This window comes from Streptomyces sp. CC0208 (genome assembly GCF_003443735.1).
Lineage (GTDB): Bacteria > Actinomycetota > Actinomycetes > Streptomycetales > Streptomycetaceae > Streptomyces > Streptomyces sviceus.
In genome coordinates this window covers 19,122-34,611 of record NZ_CP031969.1, presented here as the reverse complement: position 1 = coordinate 34,611, position 15,490 = coordinate 19,122, and the positions used below count along the sequence as shown (strand labels likewise).

Annotated in this window: 13 protein-coding genes and 2 pseudogenes; 10 read left to right on the top strand and 5 right to left on the bottom strand. The window is 69.4% G+C overall.

The features are described 5' to 3' along the window. Positions 1-141 precede the first annotated feature (141 nt). A complete protein-coding gene (locus D1369_RS00190) occupies positions 142-366 on the top strand; it encodes a hypothetical protein (protein ID WP_158680198.1) in 225 nt (74 codons plus the stop codon). Between the two features lie 6 nt (positions 367-372). Here the strand turns inward: D1369_RS00190 and D1369_RS00185 are convergent. Together D1369_RS00185 and D1369_RS00180 are read right to left on the bottom strand one after the other, a co-directional pair. Beyond that, positions 373-644: pseudogene (locus D1369_RS00185) on the bottom strand (IS5/IS1182 family transposase); the annotation flags it as partial. Positions 645-730: 86 nt separating this feature from the next. Next, positions 731-1,180, bottom strand: a complete 450-nt coding sequence (locus D1369_RS00180) for a hypothetical protein (RefSeq protein WP_237557722.1) — start codon at positions 1,178-1,180, stop codon at positions 731-733. A gap of 293 nt (positions 1,181-1,473) precedes the next feature. Between D1369_RS00180 and D1369_RS00175 the strand changes: the two are divergent. Further along, a pseudogene (locus tag D1369_RS00175) lies at positions 1,474-2,070 on the top strand (transposase family protein); the annotation flags it as partial. A 241-nt stretch (positions 2,071-2,311) separates the two neighbouring features. On the opposite strand, the gene D1369_RS00170 reads toward D1369_RS00175, so the two are convergent. Further along, entirely contained in the window at positions 2,312-2,620 is a 309-nt protein-coding gene (locus tag D1369_RS00170; RefSeq protein ID WP_162951063.1) for a hypothetical protein, read from the bottom strand. Between the two features lie 855 nt (positions 2,621-3,475). After that, positions 3,476-4,087, bottom strand: a complete 612-nt coding sequence (locus D1369_RS00165; RefSeq protein ID WP_007387172.1) for a TetR/AcrR family transcriptional regulator — start codon at positions 4,085-4,087, stop codon at positions 3,476-3,478. 156 nt (positions 4,088-4,243) lie between these two features. On the opposite strand from D1369_RS00165, the gene D1369_RS00160 reads away from it, so the two are divergent. The 4 genes from D1369_RS00160 to D1369_RS00145 are packed head-to-tail and all read left to right on the top strand — an operon-like array spanning position 4,244 to position 9,141. Next, the gene (locus D1369_RS00160; RefSeq protein WP_037902648.1) at positions 4,244-4,801 is read left to right on the top strand and encodes a 2Fe-2S iron-sulfur cluster-binding protein; all 558 of its coding nucleotides are present in this window, start codon (positions 4,244-4,246) and stop codon (positions 4,799-4,801) included. Next, positions 4,798-5,790 carry a xanthine dehydrogenase family protein subunit M gene (locus D1369_RS00155; RefSeq protein ID WP_007387174.1) on the top strand — a complete coding sequence of 331 codons (993 nt, stop codon included), beginning with the start codon at positions 4,798-4,800 and terminating at the stop codon, positions 5,788-5,790. The genes D1369_RS00160 and D1369_RS00155 overlap by 4 nt, the downstream gene beginning before the upstream one ends. Beyond that, positions 5,787-7,904 (top strand): xanthine dehydrogenase family protein molybdopterin-binding subunit, encoded by a 2,118-nt coding sequence (locus tag D1369_RS00150; protein WP_118082186.1) that lies wholly within the window; start codon positions 5,787-5,789, stop codon positions 7,902-7,904. Before D1369_RS00155 ends, D1369_RS00150 begins: the two co-directional genes overlap by 4 nt. Continuing rightward, positions 7,897-9,141 carry an XdhC/CoxI family protein gene (locus D1369_RS00145; RefSeq protein ID WP_118083098.1) on the top strand — a complete coding sequence of 415 codons (1,245 nt, stop codon included), beginning with the start codon at positions 7,897-7,899 and terminating at the stop codon, positions 9,139-9,141. Before D1369_RS00150 ends, D1369_RS00145 begins: the two co-directional genes overlap by 8 nt. A gap of 530 nt (positions 9,142-9,671) precedes the next feature. Here the strand turns inward: D1369_RS00145 and D1369_RS00140 are convergent. Beyond that, positions 9,672-9,842: a hypothetical protein gene (locus D1369_RS00140; protein WP_020121623.1), complete on the bottom strand. Its 171-nt coding sequence runs from the start codon at positions 9,840-9,842 to the stop codon at positions 9,672-9,674. A gap of 802 nt (positions 9,843-10,644) precedes the next feature. Between D1369_RS00140 and D1369_RS00130 the strand changes: the two genes are divergently transcribed. The 4 genes from D1369_RS00130 to D1369_RS00110 all read left to right on the top strand — a co-directional run bounded on the left by D1369_RS00130 (position 10,645) and on the right by D1369_RS00110 (position 15,425). Beyond that, the gene (locus tag D1369_RS00130; RefSeq protein ID WP_037902650.1) at positions 10,645-11,223 is read left to right on the top strand and encodes a carboxymuconolactone decarboxylase family protein; all 579 of its coding nucleotides are present in this window, start codon (positions 10,645-10,647) and stop codon (positions 11,221-11,223) included. Further along, complete coding sequence (locus D1369_RS00125) at positions 11,220-12,092, top strand: RNA polymerase sigma-70 factor (RefSeq protein ID WP_007387181.1); 873 nt, start codon at positions 11,220-11,222, stop codon at positions 12,090-12,092. The genes D1369_RS00130 and D1369_RS00125 overlap by 4 nt, the downstream gene beginning before the upstream one ends. Before the next feature lie 604 nt (positions 12,093-12,696). After that, a complete protein-coding gene (locus D1369_RS00120; protein ID WP_007387182.1) occupies positions 12,697-14,502 on the top strand; it encodes an ISL3 family transposase in 1,806 nt (601 codons plus the stop codon). Positions 14,503-14,744: 242 nt separating this feature from the next. Next, complete coding sequence (locus D1369_RS00110; RefSeq protein ID WP_037902655.1) at positions 14,745-15,425, top strand: GNAT family N-acetyltransferase; 681 nt, start codon at positions 14,745-14,747, stop codon at positions 15,423-15,425. The last annotated feature ends 65 nt before the right edge of the window (positions 15,426-15,490 follow it).

The window sequence follows — 15,490 nt, the reverse complement described above, 5'->3', positions numbered from 1 at the left end:
TGCGTGCCAGGTGCGCATGGCCCGTTGCGCAGGCGCTCCGGTGAAAGCACGGCATCGGTGTTCAGACGGGCGGGCAGCCTGGGAGGGCGCCGACCAGTGGGCATGCTCAGCCCGCGCGAAGCGCGCCGCTACCATCACCGCATGCCTTCCCCGATAGCGCGCCGCTACTGGCTGACGACCCTGTTGGTCGCAGCACTGGCCGCATTCGGCTACTACGCCCTCCAACCTGTGCGGGAAGCCTGCGCGTTCACCTCCGGACCGTACGGCTCCACCTTCAGCCCGAGCCGTGCCCAAACCTCCGGCGCCGACCGGTGCGGCCAAGAGCACACCCGCTTCATGACCTGGTTCGGGGAGGGGACACGCTGAGCCTTTTCAGCGTTGGCTCTCCAGGGTGAGGACAGGTTTGGTGATGACGGTCATGCCGTTGGGGCGGAGGTGGGATCTGCGGAAGATCTGCCAGGACTTCCACCGTGGCATGTCAGTTGACAGCCCGATGGCCGTTTGAAGCCGTTGGTGACCCAGTGGCCAGCGCCCTGGTAGGCGCGGTCGGCGAGGATGGGGATGCCCTGACGCTCGCAGGTCCGGATGATGTGATGGGTGCGGGCCGTGGTCAGGCCGTGGGTGTGGCCCGGCAGTGCCGGCGTCTGTCTGGCCCTGCTGCGCCGGCCGCCGGGGGACAGCGCCGCGCCAGCGTTGACTGTGACTGGAGTGTGGCTGCGGCGCCCGGGGACTACTGCGCGCCGGTTCCCTGATCTACGAAAAGCCCGGCCCTGGCGGCCACGAGCGTGCCGTTGGCCGCGGGATCCTGTGGCGCGGCAAGGACCTTCTCACTGTTGCACAGCAGCTGGACCTTTCCCGCCGCCGCCAGGGTGACCGTCCCCGTCGCGCTCAGCGAAGCCTCGTTGTAGCCGCTGCCGCGAGGCGTGGTCATGTTGGGGCCACCGGTGACCCTGCAATTCGCCTTGTCGGCGTAGATGAGGAAGGCGGAACCGGTCAGGGTGTACGTCCCAGCAGGAAGCGACAGAGCGACGACCTGCGTGTCCGTCGTCCCGATGGAGTGCACTGCCGTCGCCTTGTAGACATCGCCCGGAGCGGCGGACGCGGAGGCGACCCTTTGCGAGGCACTCGCAGTGGCTCCCGCGTAGGTCGCTCCCAGGGCGGCCATGGCGATGGCTGACATCCCTATGGTTCTGATCTTCACGATTCTGCGCATGAGTAACTACCCCCTGAGAAGATCGGATTGGAGTCCGCTCAAAATACCCTCGACACAGCTTCATTGGGCGGAATGCGATCCGCTCGCCCGTATGGCCACCGCCCCGTGGGCTTCGGTTCCCTTTCCGTTCACGGAGGGTTTTCAGCGTGGCCACTGATCGGGTGACGCTTGTGAGGCTGTGGTGAGGGCCGCAACGTACAAAGCTCCCGTGCCGTTGGGGGAGGTGTTCGAAGTCTCATCCCACCGGCACAGGAGCCTCGTTGGTTCCCTATTCTGCCGCACTCGACCTGCCTCACGCTCTGGTCGAGTGGGTCACGATGCTCATCGTCACCCGTGAGGGTGGCCGACGGTGCAAACTCCTGCCGCACCAGCGGGCGCTCGTGGCTCTGGTGTACCTACGCCGTCATGACACCCTCACTCGGATCGCATCCGGCTTCGGGATATCCGTCGGCACCGCCCATGCGTACGTCACCGCCGTGACCGGCCTGCTCGCCGACCGGGCCGCGGGCCTGCTCAAAACTCTGCGCGAGCATGATCCGGAGTTCGTCCTGCTGGACGGGACCCTTGCCGAGTGCGACCGCGTCGGCGACAGCCGAGCTGACTGCTCGGCAAAGCACCGTCGGCACGGCGTGAACGTCCAGATCGTCACCGACCCCGTTGGCGAGGTGCTGTGGATCTCGCCCGCACTGCCGGGCCGCGCCCACGACCTGACCGCGGCCCGCACCCATCGCATCATCCGGACCTGCGAGCGTCAGGGCATCCCCATCCTCGCCGACCGCGCCTACCAAGGTGCCGGCCCCTGGGTCACGACCGGCTTCAAACGGCCATCGGGCGGCCAACTCACCCTCACCCAGCGGGCCGCCGCGGACGACTTCCGCCGCGGCCGCCTGGGTCTCGGTCCCTTCCGGCTACGAGAGGACGGCACCGGCTCCGGTAGTGGGAGCGGGCCGGGTGTGCAGTTGACGATCGACACCCAGGCCGACACCTACGAGCAGGCGGTCACGGCGCTGCGGGCCGCGTACGGGCGTGGATTGCAGACGTGAGCCCGCGACGCCATGACTGTGACCACGAGTTGGCGCCAGCCATTAGCCCACCTTTTCATGACGTGTGGTTCAGCCAGCGTTGCAGGGTGGTGTTGATGCTGGGGGACAGGGTGCTGAGCTGGTCGATGGCGTCGCGGTCTTCGGGTCGGGGCGGGATGCCGGCGGCGGTGAGTGCGGCGTGCAGGGCCAGGCGGCGTTGGTCGCGGGGGGTGATGGGGATGCTGAGGCGCTCGGCGGGGTTGGGCGGAGGCAGCAGGCAGTCGGTGTCCTGCCCGGCGGCCGGAGGCCAGGCGCTTTCCTCCGGGTCGGCGGCGTAGGGGTCGACGAAGGTCTGCGGCGTGTGGTGGTCGAAGGCGAGGCTCACGTCGGTCTCCTTCAGCAGCGGATGGATGTGCAGGGGGAGAGCCGCGCATGGCCGCAGGTGGTTGCGGTTGCCGGGCGATGTCACGCCGACGGCGTCATCGGCGGCTCATCGTCTTCTCCGACCAATACAACTGCAAGCCCGCCGCGTGTGATCAGCCGCCCGTAGGCACCGGCACCGTCACAGAATCGGGGCTGTTACGCACTTTCGGGTGAGGGCCCCGCAATGGCTGGGGTGGCGTGTCCTGGCGGTCGCGGGGGACGGCCAAGCCCGGTACGGGGTCTCTGCATGGCGGGGCGTCAACTTTATGCATACACCGCATGATTTGAGGTTACAGGCGAGAGTTGCAGCAATGTGGGCGAAAAGTAACGGAGTGCTCGTATCGGGGTTCACGACCTGCACAGCCCGGTCATGGTGTGGGTGTGCGGCCGACCGGCCGCTACCCGCACACCGCACCAGCCCCTCCCACCAGCCCCTCCCAGCAGCCCCTCCCACCCGCCCCGCTGCCGGGGCTCTGGGACGGGCGGTGCCCGTACAGCGTGGGGGCCTTGTGTCTTCTTCCACGGTGACCGCCCGTGTTACTCCGCTGCCGCGCTCGCGGCTGCCGCGATCGGGGGGCGGTGGCGCTGCCGGCGTCGGCCGCCGACCACGCGCGGCCCGACCGGCCGAAGGCCGCCGGCACGGGACAATGAGAGTCTGGGCAGATGAGGCTGCAGGTCAGTCCGAGCAGACCCTGGTGAAGGTCGGCGCGTGGTTCGTAGCGGACCTCCCTCCTCCGCCTGTCTCCTCCGCCTGCCTCCTCCGCCTCGCGGCTGGAGGCACCGGGCTCCGCTCACCCGTGTCACGAGGCGCTGTTGCCTACAACCGGCCTGATCCGCCGGACAGGCCCCGGCGTCCGGGCGCCCCCGCGCGAAGTCCGTCCATGACGATGTCCAGCAGGCGTGTCGCCTGCGGCTGCCAGTCGTCGTGCGGGGAGAGCTGCCACAGGCCGGCGATGGCCAGCATGAAGTCGTCGGGAGTGACGCCGGGACGGATCGTGCCGGCCTCCTCGCAGGCGCGGAGCAGGAGGTCGGCGGCCTCGGTCACCGGGGTGTGGCCCGGTTTCGCCGCCTTCCCGGACGAGGTGCTCAGGGCCTGGCGGATCGCCTCCGCCAGGCCCGCCTTGGTCATGGCGAACCGGGCGAGGTGGTCCATCCACGCCCGCAGCGCGCGGTCGGGTTCCATGGTCTCCAGCAGCACGGACGCGGTGTCGGCGATCTGCTGTACTCCGTGCCGGTAGAGCTCGAGGACGAGCGTCTCGCGGTTGGGGAAGTTCCGGTAGAACGTGCCCTGGCCGACGCCCGCCTTCTTGGCGATCGCGCTCAGCGGAGTGTCGGCGGCCCGGGAGAGCTCGGTGAGGGCCACTTCCAGAATGCGCTCGCGGTTGCGTTGCGCGTCCGAGCGCAGGCGCGGGTCGTTCCTCTGCGGCACTCGTCCTCCTCGGCGGCTCGTGTCCGAAAGCGGTCCTTGAGAACCGGACAGTTGTCCACTACGTTCGAACCAATAGCGGACAGCTGTCCGCTTGAGCTCACTCTAGCGTCGGACTGACGCCCCGACGTGTCCGGGACACGTGAAAGAAGGCTGAACATGGCCCCAGCCCCCTCGTCGACGTCCAGCGACATCACCCTGAACATCAATGGCGAGAAGCGCACTCTGCCCGTAGACCATCGCACCACCCTGCTCGACGCCCTGCGCGAGCGGCTCGACCTGACCGGTACCAAGAAAGGCTGCGACCAGGGGCAGTGCGGCGCCTGCACGGTACTGCTCGACGGGCGCCGGACGGTGTCCTGTCTGCAACTCGCCGTGGCCGCCGAAGGACGCGAGATCACCACCGTCGAGGGCCTGGCAGAGGGCGACCGGCTGCACCCGGTGCAGCAGGCGTTCCTCGATCTGGACGGCTACCAGTGCGGCTACTGCACACCCGGCCAGATCTGCTCGGCGATCGCGGTGATCGAGGAACACGCGGCCGGCTGGCCCAGCGCCGTCACCGACGACGTCCGCCCCGAGGCCGGACCACCACCCCTGAGCGCCGAGGAGATCCGGGAACGGATGAGCGGGAACCTGTGCCGCTGCGGCGCGTACGTGTCGATCGTCCAGGCCGTGGCCCAGGCGGCGGAAGCGAAAACCGAGGAGGCGGCAGCGTGAGGGAGTTCGCATACGACCGGGCCGTCGATGTCTCCGGGGCTCTGGCCCTGCTGGACGCCGACCCCGGCGCCCGCTTCCTCGGCGGCGGCACCAACCTCGTCGACCTGATGAAGGCCGGCGTCGAGCGGCCGGCCCGCCTGGTCGACGTCCGCGAACTGCCCCTGGACGGCATAGAGGTGACGGCGGACGGCGGCCTGCGCATCGGCGCCACCGTCACCAACAGCGACCTCGCCGCCCACCCTGAGGTCCGCCGCCGCTACCCGGCGTTGGCGCAGGCGGTACTGGCCGGCGCCTCCGGTCAGCTGCGCAACATGGCCACCGTCGGAGGCAACCTGCTCCAGCGCACCCGCTGCGGCTACTTCACCGACGTGACCAAACCCTGCAACAAGCGTGTGCCCGGCAGCGGTTGCCCCGCGATCGAGGGCGAGCACCACAACCACGCCATCCTGGGTGCCTCCCAGCACTGCGTGGCCATCCACCCTTCGGACATGGGCGTCGCGCTGACCGCCTTCGACGCGGTCGTGTCGTACGAAACCGCCGACGGCCCCGGCACATTGCCCCTCGCCGACTTCTACCTGCCGGTCGGTGAGACCCCGCACCGCGAGACCGCGCTGCCGCCGGGCGCCTTGATCACCGGCGTCACCCTGCCGCCTGCTGCGGTGGCCGCCCGATCCCGCTACCGCAAGGTGCGCGAGCGTGCCTCGTACGCCTTCGCCATCGGTTCCATCGCCGCCGCGCTCGACATCCGGGACGGCGTCGTAGGCGACGTACGCCTCGCCTTCGGGGCGGTCGCGTCCCGGCCGTGGCGGGCGACGGCGGCCGAACGCGTCCTGACCGGGGCGCCTGCCGACGCCGAGACCTTCGCCGCCGCCGCGGACGCCGAACTCGCGGCGGCGAAACCGCTGCCGCACAACGCATACAAGGTGACCCTCATGCGCAATCTCGTCGTGGCCGTGCTGACCGAACTGGCCGAGGAGGCCGCCCGATGACCACCGCCCCCACGGCACGCCAGAACGCCGTCGGCACCGCGCACACCCGCGTCGAGGGCCGCGACAAGGTGACCGGAGCCGCCCGCTACGCCGGTGAGATCCCGTTCGCCGACCTCGCGCACGGCTGGCTGGTGCTGTCCACGGTCACCCGCGGCCGTATCCGTTCCATCGACACCGCCGACGTCCTCGCCATGCCCGGCGTGGTCGCCGTCCTGCACCACGGCAACGCCCCACGGGTCGAGACCGGCTACGTCGGTCTGCTGGGCGTCCCGGACCCGACCGCGACCGTCTTCCAGCACGACCGGGTGCCGTACGCGGGCTGGCCGGTGGCGCTGGTCGTCGCCGAGACCTCCGAACAGGCCCGGGAGGCCGCCGAAGCGCTGGTGGTGCACTACGAACAGGAGCCGCACGACGTCGACTTCACCGGCGAGCACCCCGACGCCTACGCGATCGACAGCCACATGCCGGCGGTGATCGAGAAGGGCGATCTGGAGGCCGAACTCGCCGCGTCCGCCGTCGTCGTGGACGCCGAGTACACCACCCCGGAAGAGCACCACACCATGATGGAGCCGCACGCGGCCACCGCCCGCTGGGACGGCGGCCGGCTCGAACTCGTCGACTCCAACCAGGGCACCTTCTGGGTCGCGAGCGAACTCGCGCAGATGTTCTCGCTCGACCCGTCCGCCGTCCGGGTGCGCTCCGAACACGTCGGCGGCGGCTTCGGCAGCAAGGGCATCCGCGCCCACCAGGTGGCCGCCGTCATGGCCGCGACCGAACTGCAGCGCCCGGTCCGCGTGGTCATGACCCGCCGTCAGATGTTCTCCCTCACCGGCTACCGCAGCCCCACCCGGCAGCGCCTCAGGCTCGGCGCCGGCGCCGACGGCCGACTGCGCGCGCTGGAGCACCGTTCCCTCAGCGCCACCTCCACCGTGCACGAGTTCGTCGAGTCGGCCGCCGGCCCGGCCCGGACCATGTACGGCGCCGACGCCCACCACACCGCCAACCGGCTCGTACGCCTCGACGTGCCGACCCCGACGTACATGCGCGCGCCGGGCGAGGCACCGGGGTCGTTCGCGCTGGAGTCGGCGATGGACGAACTCGCCGTGAAGTGCGGCCTCGACCCGATCGAACTGCGCGCCCGCAACGACCCCGAGACGGGCCCGGTGTCCGGGCTGCCGTTCAGCGGCCGCAACCTCATCGCCTGCTTCCGGGAAGGCGCCCGGAGGTTCGGCTGGGCCGACCGCGACCCGCGCCCCGGTCTGCGCCGCGACGGACGCTGGCTGCTCGGCACCGGCACGGCCGCCGCCTCCTTCCCGGCCGGCGCCGGCCCGTCCACGGCGGCGGTGACGGCGGAGGCGGACGGCACCTACACCGTGGGGATCAACGCCGCCGACATCGGCACCGGCGCCCGGACCGCGCTCACCCTGATCGCCGCCGACGCCCTTCAGACCGCGACGGAACACGTCCGGGTGCGCATCGGCGACAGCGACCTCGGCCCCGCGTTCATCGCCGGCGGCTCCATGGGAACCCGCTCCTGGGCCTGGGCGGTCACGATCGCCGCCAGGGAACTGCGGGAGCGGCTTGCCCTCGGCGCCGACATCCCGCCGGAGGGGATCACCGTGCGCTCGGACACCACGGAGGCCATCGGCGCCCTCGCCCAGGCGGAACGGCACTCCTTCGGCGCCCAGTTCGCCGAGGTCGCCGTCGACCCCGCCACCGGCGAGGTCCGGGTGCGCCGGATGCTCGGCATCTTCGCGGCCGGCCGGATCGTCAACCCGCTCACCGCCCGCAACCAGTTCGTCGGCGGCATGACCTGGGGCATCTCCATGGCCCTGCACGAGGAGGCGGTCCGTGACCGTGCCTTGGGCAGCCACTACGGCGCCGACCTCGCCGGCTATCACGTCGCCTCCCACGCCGACGTTCCGGCCATCGAGGCGGACTGGATCGACGACCCGGACCCCGACGACCCGGTCGGCATCAAGGGCATCGGGGAGATCGGCATCGTGGGCGCCGCCGCGGCCGTCGCCAACGCGGTCTGGCACGCGACCGGCGTACGCCACCGGGACCTGCCGATCCGCCCCGACCGCGTCCTGATGGCAGGTGTCCGTGCTTGACCTCGCCGGGGAACTGCACCGCTGGATGGAGGAGGGCCGCGCGTTCGCCGTCGCCACCGTCGTGGCCGTCGGCGGCAGCGCCCCGCGCGGCCCCGGCGCAGCCCTCGCCGTCGACAGTGAGGGCACGGTCATCGGCTCCGTCTCCGGCGGCTGCGTGGAGGGAGCGGTGTACGACCTGTGCGTCCAGGCGCTGCAGGACGGCGAGACGCTCGTCGAACGGTTCGGATACAGCGACGAGGACGCCTTCGCGGTCGGCCTGACCTGCGGCGGGATCATCGACATCATGGTCACCCCGGTCGGCACGGACGCGCCCGCGCGGCCGGTGCTCCGGTCGGCCCTGTCGGCAGCCGTCCGGGACGAGCCGGCAGCCCTCGCCCGCGTCGTACGCGGTCCCGCCCATCTCCTCGGCACAGCCCTGCTGGTGCGGCCGAGCGAAGCGGTGGGGGAGCCCTCCCGGCCCTCCCGGGCGGAGTCCGGGGCAGGCTCGTACGAAGGCGGACTCGGCGGGCACGCGGAGCTGGACCGTACGGCGGCCGGTGAAGCCCGCGCCCTGCTGGACGCCGGCCGCACCAGCACGGTCGAGCTGTCGGCGGACGGCTCGCACTGCCCCGGCGGACTGACCCTGCTCGTCGAGTCGAGTGTGCCGCCGCCCCGCATGATCGTCTTCGGGGCGATCGACTTCGCCGCGGCACTCGTACGGGTGGGCAAGTTCCTCGGCTACCACGTCACCGTGTGCGACGCCCGCCCCGTCTTCGCCACCACGACCCGCTTCCCCGAGGCCGACGATGTCGTCGTCGACTGGCCGCACCGCTACCTGCGCGGCACCGCGACCGACGCGCGCACGGTGCTGTGCGTGCTCACCCACGACGCCAAGTTCGACGTGCCCCTGCTGGAAGCGGCCCTGCGGATGCCGGCCGCGTTCGTCGGCGCGCTGGGCTCACGGCGTACGCACGCCGACCGGGAACGACGGCTGCGTGAAGCGGGCCTGACCGACGGGGAGTTGGCCCGGCTGCGGTCGCCGATCGGCCTCGATCTCGGCGCCCGCACACCCGAGGAGACGGCCCTGTCCATCGCGGCGGAGATCATCGCCACCCGACGGGGCGGAACGGGCACACCCCTGACCGGGTCGGGCAGACCCATCCACCACGAGGAGGAGACGCACGACGCGGGGACGAGCTTCGCCCCCTGGACGCGGACCACCGCACCGATGCGAACGTCCGTGCCGAGCTTGCGGTAGTGGCCGGCCGTGCGCCGCGACGTACGTCTGGACCGGAGGGTCCGAGCCGCCCCGATGGCGCACGGCCGACGCGCGGTCCTGGCAGGGCTCTTGGCATCTCGCCGGAGTCGCTCTTCGCCGCCGAATTCACTGGATGTTGAACGGCGCGGGGAAAATGACAAGCAGGAGCATGCACGAGGGCCCGACGACCGTCGGTGAACCTCCCCTCGCCGTCTCGGGAGCGGGCGACGCACACTGAGCGCACGTCTCGGCGTCCTTCGCGACCGCGACCTGCTCATCACCGCCGCTCAGGGATAGGGCGATGGAGTTCAGCGGAGGACGCAGACCTGCCGGCTCCGCAGACGTCTCCCAGAGACAGGCGCAAGGTGAACGTTGCTCCCTTGCCAGCCCGTCGGATTCCGCGGTGACGAAGCTGAGGTCCGGTGTTTCGGAGGCGCAGGGTTTCACCGATGAGATGTTCTGATCCGGGACATGCTTGTGGGCTCCGGATACCTCCGGAGCCCACAGACGTGCCGCTGATGAGTGGTGGGTTACCAGCGATACCAGCGGCCCTTGCGGCCGCCCGTGTCAGCGGAGCGCATGACGAAGCCCAGCAGCCAGACGACCAGCACGATGACCGCGAGCCACCACAGGGCCTTCAGCGCGAAGCCCGCGCCGAAGAGGATTAGGGCCAGCAGAAGAACGACAAGCAGGGGAACCATAGTTATCAACCTCCGCTGCTCCTCGTGCCCGGCGAATACGAGAACACACGGTCGATTTCCCTGGTTTCTCCACTGCTCATACGGGCACTGGAGACTCAGTTTCTCCACGGCCCTCACCTCACCACCGGGACCGGAGTACGAGGAGGAGCGGAAGGGCACGCGGGATGTGCGGGCTGCCACGGAGGGCTTCCGCCGTCGCCGCCGAGGTCTCGGTCCCCTCCAGCTGTGGGAGGACGGCGCTGGCTCCGAGAGGGGGCCTGCCGCGAGTCGATGGACCAGCCCGCAACGACAAGCGGCAGTTCCGGCAGATCCTCGGCCGGCTCACCCGGGTGATCACGGGCACGCTCGATCCGCACCTGGCCCGCTACCCCGACGACGAGTGGGCACAGCTCGCCACCGCCCAGCTCACCGGTGTCCGTGCCACCCTCGCCCAACTCTCCAAACAGCACTCGTCCCGCCGATCACCTCTGCCGAGCCCGCCATGCCCGCTGCTTCCCGTCGCCGCCGCTACCACGAGCACGAGACCAACTACTACGCTCAGCACCAGCTCCAACCGGCGGCTGGAGTCAGTCGCCTTCGGGCAGGGCGTCGGGGTGGGCGAGGAGCCAGCGCGTGACGGCACGGGCCGACGGCGGGCGGGGGCCGACCGGTTGCGGCTTGCCGCGAAGATTCCTGCTGACGTAGTGACTGCGGGTCGGCCTGTGCGCGCTGACGATCGATGAGCAGTGGCGATGATGGGTGTCACATTCGCGGGCCCGGTGGTGTCTTCATGCCACACAGGCAAACGTCCAAGGAGAACACCATGGCGCTACGCGTCCCGAAGGCCGAGCTCCCCGCCGAGCTTCGCGAAAACCTGATCAAGCAGCTCGGTCGCGTGCCCGAGCCCCACGAGGTGCTGTGGAACAACCCCAAACTCGCCGAGGCCAACCAGGAGTTCTCAGCCAAGGTGGGCACCTGGGACGCGGCCGACGCGAGCCTCAAGACGTTCGCCCACATGGCCGTCGCGGCACAGGTCGGCTGCAGCTGGTGCCTCGACATCAACTACTTCGCGGCACTGAACCAGAACCTGGACCTGGCCAAGGCGAGCCAGGTGCCGCGCTGGCGGGAGTCGGAGGTGTTCACGCCGTTGGAGCGGGAGGTGATGGAGTACGCCGAGGCCATGACGAACACGCCGACGACCGTCACCGATGAGCTGTCGGCGAGTCTGCTCGGCCGGCTCGGCCCGGCGGCGCTGGTCGAACTCACCGTGTTCATCGGCTTCGCCAACCTGGCGGCCAGGTGCAACACGGCGCATGGGATCACCTCGCAGGGCTACTCCGATGCCTGCGAGATCCCGCTGGCCGCGCGTCCTGAGACGTCCGGCGTGGCGTCGACGGTATGACCGAGGACCCGTTCGTCACCCATCGCAGCCTGCTGTTCACGGTCGCCTACGAGATGCTCGGCTCCGCGGCAGACGCGGAGGACGTGCTGCAGGAGTCCTGGCTGCGGTGGGCCGAGGTCGACCAGTCGCGAGTGAGCGAAGCGCGGGCGTACCTCGTCAGGACCGTCACGCGGCAAGCGCTCAACCGGCTGCGGACGTTGGCACGCAGCCGCGAGGACTATGTCGGCGAGTGGCTACCGGAACCGCTGCTGACCAGCCCTGATGTCGCCGAGGACGTAGAGCTCGCGGAGAGCGTCTCGATCGCGATGCTGACCGTCCTTGAAACGCTCGGGCCGACGGAGCGGGCGGTGTTCGTGCTCCGCGAGGTCTTCGAGCTGCCGTACGGCGAGATCGCCGAAGCCATCGGGAAGTCCACGGCCGCGGTGCGGCAGATCGCGCGGCGAGCACGCGAGCATGTGGCGGCCCGGCGTCCGCGGGTCCAGGTGAGCCGGTCGGAGCAGCGGGCCGTGGTGGAGCGGTTCCTGCTCGCGTTGCGCACCGGGCAGTTGCAGGAGCTGGTGGAGGTCATGGCGCCGGACGTGGTCTTGATCGCCGATGGTGGCGGGCTGGCGGCCGCCGCTCTGGCTCCGATCCACGGGGTCGAGCTCGTGGCGAAGGTGCTCGCGCGCACGAACCGGGTGGAAGTGGCCGCGCTCGCGACGACGGCCGTGTGGCTCAACGGCGCACCTGCCGGCCGGATCGAGATCGACGGCGAGCTGGCCACAGCGGTGAGCCTCGTGGTGGAGAACGGGCAGGTCACCCGGGTCTACCTGGTCAGAAACCCGCGGAAGCTGACGAGACTGGACGAACCGACTGAACTCGCCCGGTAAGCCGGCTGCTGCTCTGGTGTCGTGAGTGTTGCGGGCGAAACTGCCCGGAACACTCACCACCGCAAGCCGGGCCAGGACCAAGGATCCAGGACGGACGCGGATTGGCGCCCGATCCGACATGGATGACAGCGACACCGCCTGTCGGTGAGTTCGGCGACCGCTTGTTGATCAACGCGCCCGTGAATGTCCATCGGAACTGACTCTGGCTCAATTTCCGTGACCTGCGCACGCTGAGTCACGGTTCATGGTCGTGTTGGGCTCCTGAAAGTCGCCCGAAAATGATCAGTGGTGACCTCGGGTACCTGACAGTTCCGGACCGTGGAAGAAGTGGTCCTCCGGCTGGAGGAGTTGCTGTTTCCGTCGATCGCGGACGTGCCGGTGGTGTCGGTGGACGTGAGCAACTAGACGATACGAGTCGAGGCCCGCAGCACAACGGCCGGTTCGGCGTGTTCGGCTGCGGGAACTGGTCGATCCGGGTTCATAGCTCCTATCTGCGGTTTCCTACGGATGTTCCCAGCGCGGGGCGCCGGGTGGTGCTCTGTCTGCGGTCCGCCGCTTCGCCTGCCCGGTCGCTTCGTGCGGGCGACGGACGTTCGTTGAGCAGGTGCCGGGACTGACCCGGAGGTACGGCCGGTGGACCGAGCGTCTGCGTTCGACGATCGCGGCGGTCGGCCTGGCCCTGGCCGGCCGGGCGGGAGCTCGGATGGCTGGCGTCATTGGAGTGTCCGTCAGCCGCAGCACCGTACTGCGGCTCGTCGAGGCGCTGCCCGAACCGGATCTGCCAGCCCCGAGAGTGGTCGGCGTCGATGAGTACGCGACGCGCAAAGGCCGGCACTACGGCACGGTGCTGGTCGACGTCGAAACGCGACGGCCGGTGGACCTGCTGCCAGACCGGGAGGAATCCAGCCTGGCCACCTGGCTGGCCAAGAGGCCAGGGATCGAGGTCGTCTGCCGGGACCGGGCTCCGTTCTTCGCCGAACGCGCCACCGTCGGGGCACCGCAGGCAGTGCAGGTCGCGGACCGCTGGCACCTGTGGCACAACCTCAGCGAAGCCGCCGAACGGTGCGTCGCCGACCAGCGGGGCTGCCTTCGAGGCACCGCACTTGAGCCATCCCAACAGGTCAAGGAAGCAGATGAACTAGCTGACCCCTCTGGCTCGCCGTGGCCCACCGGCCACCGGTTCGCCGACAGAACCCGGGCCAACCATGTCGCCGTCCACGCCCTGCTGGCGGCCGGCCACAGCCGCCGCGCGATCCAACGCCAGCTCGGGATGACCTACCGCCCGGTCAAGCTCCTCGCCGACGCCACCACCCCGAAAGACCTCTTCCACGGCCAGCGGCAGGGCCGCCCCTCCGTCCTCGACGAGTACAAGCCCTACCTGGACGACCGCTGGAACCAAGGCTGCACCAACGCATGGAAGGCATGGGAGGAGATCGTGCCACTAGGCTACAAAGCCAGCTACCAGCGAGTTCGCGCCTACTTCCGCACCAAACGCCTTTCGGCCGATCCGGGCAACGCACCCCCGCCCTCACCCCGCACCGTCGCCGGCTGGATCCTGCGCCACCCCGACTCCCTCTCCAAGGTCGATCAGCTGCGGCTCGAGGCCGTCCTGGCCCACTGTCCCGAACTGGAAGCCCTCACCGGACATGTCCGCTCCTTCGCCCAGATCCTCACCGAGCGGCAGGGCCAACGGCTGCCCGATTGGCTCGACGCAGTCCGCCAGGACGACCTGCCCGGTCTCCACACCCTCGCCGCCGGCATCGATCGTGACGGGGCTGCGGTCACCGCCGGGCTCACGCTGCCCTGGAGCTCGGGCGTCGTGGAAGGGCACGTTAACTGCATCAAGATGCTCCAGCGCCAGATGTTCGGCCGAGCCGGCTTCGCACCCTGCGGAAACGAGTGCTCCTCGCTCCATGACGGATGCCAACAGGTGAAATGCTTCCGACAGCGATCAACCCCACCGCAGGAGCCGCGAATGTCCAGGACCGCCGACATCGATCTCGTGTTCGCACGCGCCGTCACCGTAGACGCCGTGCTGCGAGCTCTGGCCAGTGAGGGGTGGTCGCTGCAGGAACCGCTTGGTATCTCCTACGTGGTCAACCACGACGGCCTGTTCGACTGGCAGTCGGCTTCAACCGACCAGGCAGCTGAGGTCCTGACCTTGGTTGATTCACCGACCAACGTCGACCACCACGTCGGTGTCTGCATCTATCAATCAACTGCAGAAACCGGCGGCCAACTACTTTTTCATGCTGGCCGATCGCACTGTTCCTTCATCCCGACGATCGACCGGCGGAGCCTCTCCGGAGCACCAGCCCTCACGGACATGGCCTGGTATCTGAACGCACTGGTGCCGCCCCTGCTTGCCCTGGGGCTGGCCAGCTACGAAGCGAGAGACCTTGCTGACTGAGACTCGTTTGTCTGTCAGCAGCTCTGGGTCGAAATCCGGGCGCGCATACGGAAAAGCGTCGCTGCCTACCCAACCGGTGTCACTCACAGCCATGCGATCACGGAAATTGAGCCAGAGTCTCGGAACTGACACCACTTGGGTGTGCGTCGCCCGCCGAGCCGGTGACTCACAGGCCGAACCTCGTGTCTGGCCGCGCGTGGAATTCAGATGACCGGGGCTGCGCTCGTCTTCGACAATGACGCATGCTGATTGACCACTGGCCCTTGGTAGGACTGCGTCTGAGTACCCCGCGTCTGGAGTTGCGACTGCCCAGCGAGGATGAGCTTGCCGAGTTGGGTGAGCTTGCGGCAGAAGGCGTCCACGAGCCGGACCGCATGCCCTTCCTCGTGCCGTGGACCGATTTGCCTCCAGCGGACCGGGCGCGCTCGGTGGTGCAGCACCACTGGTTGCGCAGGGGGAACTGGTCACCTGAGAACTGGGCCCTGAACCTCGTTGTCTTTGAAAAAGACCAGGTCGTCGGCCTGCAGACTATCGCGGCCCGGGATTTTGCCATGCTGCGGGAGGTGAGCACTGCCTCCTGGCTCGGGGCACCGTTCCAGCGGCAAGGGATCGGTACGGAGATGCGTGCCGCAGTGCTGCACCTGGCCTTTGTCGGCCTGAACGCACTCGAGGCGATGTCGGGTGCTTTCGAGGACAACGCCTCCTCGTTCACCGTATCCATGAAACACGGTTACGAACTCGACGGGGTCGAGCGGCATGTGGTGCGTGGCCAACCTGCGATTATGCGGCGGCTGAGACTGACGCGAGCCCGCTGGCAGGTGCACCAGCATGTCCCGGTGTCGGTCGTCGGGCTGCCGCCCTGTCTGCCGATGTTCGGCCTTTTGGACGACAGTGGCGCAGGCCGCCAGGAGTCGACCTTGTAACCCGGCTGCACGACCCCGACAGGCACCAGTTCCTTTGCATCCGTCATGGACGGAGAGGTCGCAGC